This window comes from Streptomyces sp. NPDC059456, from assembly GCF_042750055.1.
Lineage (GTDB): Bacteria > Actinomycetota > Actinomycetes > Streptomycetales > Streptomycetaceae > Streptomyces.
In genome coordinates, this window is sequence record NZ_JBHYVA010000931.1 from 1 (window position 1) to 2,573 (window position 2,573).

The window sequence follows — 2,573 nt, forward strand, 5'->3', positions numbered from 1 at the left end:
TTTTTTTTGTTAGCGGGCGCGGGGGGGGGGTGGGGGGCGCCCCCGCCGGGGCCCGGGGGGCGGGGGGGGGGCCCCCCCACGGCTCGGATCCGGCCGCGGGAACCTCGGTCACGACGTGCAGATCGGCGTCCAGGCCGAGGGCGGCCGCGACGGTCGTACCGGCGCGCTCGGCCACGCCGGCGGGGGCGCCCGTGTAGAGCATCTGCGATTCCTGCCAGGCCTGGGGACCGTCCGCGCCGGTCACGCTGGCCGTGCCCGCACCCGCGCGGCCGGCGAGCAGCCCGCCGGCGACGCCGATCCCGCCGTACCCGCCGAGGCCGCCGGCCGCGGCGACCCGGGAGAACTGGGGCTCGGGCCCGTCCACGGAGGCCAGGCTCGTACCGACGGATCCGGAACCGGGGCGGCGGAAGAACAGGCGGACCCCGTCGCCTTCCGCGCGTACCGAGAGCACGCCCGTCGTCTGCGGCAGCCCGGTGGCGAAGGGACCGCCGAACGGGGCACCGGGCGCCGGCTGGACCCAGGCCAGTACGGACCCGGCGGTGGCCGCGTACACGTGGCGCCGTCCCGACCCGTCGGTCGCGGTGACCGGATCGCCGAGCAGGCCGGCGCCGCCCAGGTCCTGCCATGTTCCGAAAGCGCCGCCGGGGGCCGTCTGGGTCCGGGCGCGCAGCGTGCGCCGGGAATCGCGTACGTACACGGTCAGCCGGCCGGCGGGATCGACGGCGACGGACGGGGCGCTGATCGCCGAGGTGCCGGACACGTCGGTCGTGTCCGGGGTGCCCAGGGTCTGCCAGGGGCCGAACGCTCCGTCGGCCCTGGTCTGGACGGCGTACACGACGTCCCGGCCGTAGTCCTCGGGGGCCGGGCCGAGGGTGGTGCGGGTGGCGAAGACCGCGATCCTGCCGTCGGGGAGGCGGACCGCCGAAGCGCCGGTGTCGATGCCGGCACCGGAAAGGAAGCGGGGGCCCTGCCAGGGGGCCTGCGGGCCGCTGCGGGTCCAGTACGCCATCCGGCCGTCCAGCGCGGCGAAGGCCCACAGCCGCCCGGACGCGCCCTCGGCCATCCAGGAGGTGCCGTCACCGCGGCTGTAGCGGATGGTCTGGTTCCAGCCGGCGCCGGTGGGCCGGGTCGCGGCCTTGCGGTCGCCGCAGCCGGCGGGGCTGCCGCACCAGTCCTCGTGGTCCGTCCAGGCGTACGTCTTGAGGTAGCCGAGCTTCTCCTCGGCGGTCTGCGGGTCCAGCGTCGGGGGCAGCGAGCTGTTCGGATAGCTGACGTAGTTCTGGACCGAGAAGTGCGGTCGGTCCGTGGACCGCGCGTAGAGCGCGGCGGCCGCCTGGACGAAGCGGGCGCCGTACACGTGGTCCTGGTGGTCCAGGAAGGTGCCGGCGTCGGTCCTGCCGGGGGTCGGGTCCTGCGTGCGTATCGTGGTCGGCTTGTACATCGCGAGCACGTCCGCGATCGCGGCCGTCACCTGTTCCCTGGTGTACGAGAACTCCTGCTTGACCGGTGTCCCGGAGGTCAGCTGGGAGCCCAGGGCGGGGACCCTGCCGTTCCACAGGCCGCGCAGGCTCTCCGGATTGTCCCCGGAGATGCTGCGGGCCTCGCGGAGCTCCATCCACACCAGGTTGACCTCGGGCCGGGCGACGAGGACGTCCACTTCGGCGCTGCCGCCGCCGGCGGTGGGTATGGACCGGCGCTGCCAGGCGCTGCTGCGGTCGCCGGTGGCCATCTGCGCATAGGCCCCGCGTATGCCGTTCTGGCGGGCCTCCGCGTAGGCGGCGCGGTCGGCGGGGCCCGCGGCGTCGTCCAGGTGCGGGCTGTGGGCCTCGTTGCGGCCGTCGGACTCGCCGGAGGTCAGGTAGACGGTGGTGACCTTGATGCCGGTGGATATGGAACGGCTCAGGTCGGGGTTCATGAAGAACAGGTCGTCGTCGGGGTGCGCGACGATCTGGAGGGCGGACCCCTCGGTCACGCTCGGCCGCACGACGGCCTCGGGCGCCGCGGGCCGCCGCACGTCCCCGTGCCCGTAGGCCCAGCCCGTCACTCCGGCAGCGGCAACGGAAACCGCGGCGAGCAGGGCCGCGAGGCGGGTGCGGCTGGCCAGGGACATCTACAGCGCCTTGAGGGTCGGTCCGGTGCGTAATTCCGCCTGGGAGTCGGTCGGTATCCCGATGGCTCCACTGCTCCCGGTCGACCGGGGCCGATTATGCCCCGCCGGTTTGCGACTGACACACCATCAAGAGGCATATGACCGGAACCCTGTTGAATAGGCGAAATATCCGACTTGTCCCTTTCGTCCTTCGTCAGAGCGCCCCACCAGAACGCCCCGCCCCGGCGCGCCGCACCCCGCCCCACATGGGGCGATGGGGGGCGCGGCCACCACCACGCCCCCGGAACGGCCGCCCGGCCTTCGGCCCGCGCGACCGCGCGGGTGTGTCGGTGCCCGCCGCACGGGCGCCGCGCGCCCCCGCGCGGGCCCGCGCGGGGGGCCGCCGCTCGGGCGGGGGGAGCGCGGCGGCGGCGATCAGGGTGCGCCCCGGGGGGGCGGGGGGGCGGGTTGAGGGGCGGGCGCG

Annotated in this window: 1 protein-coding gene; it reads right to left on the reverse strand. The window is 75.3% G+C overall.

Going from position 1 to position 2,573, the window contains the following annotated elements; all coding sequences use genetic code 11:
• On the reverse strand, positions 1 to 2,110 hold a 2,110-nt coding region (locus tag ACFXA3_RS40675), incomplete at its 3' end, for a PIG-L family deacetylase (RefSeq protein WP_385196202.1).
• Positions 2,111 to 2,573 lie beyond the last annotated feature (463 nt).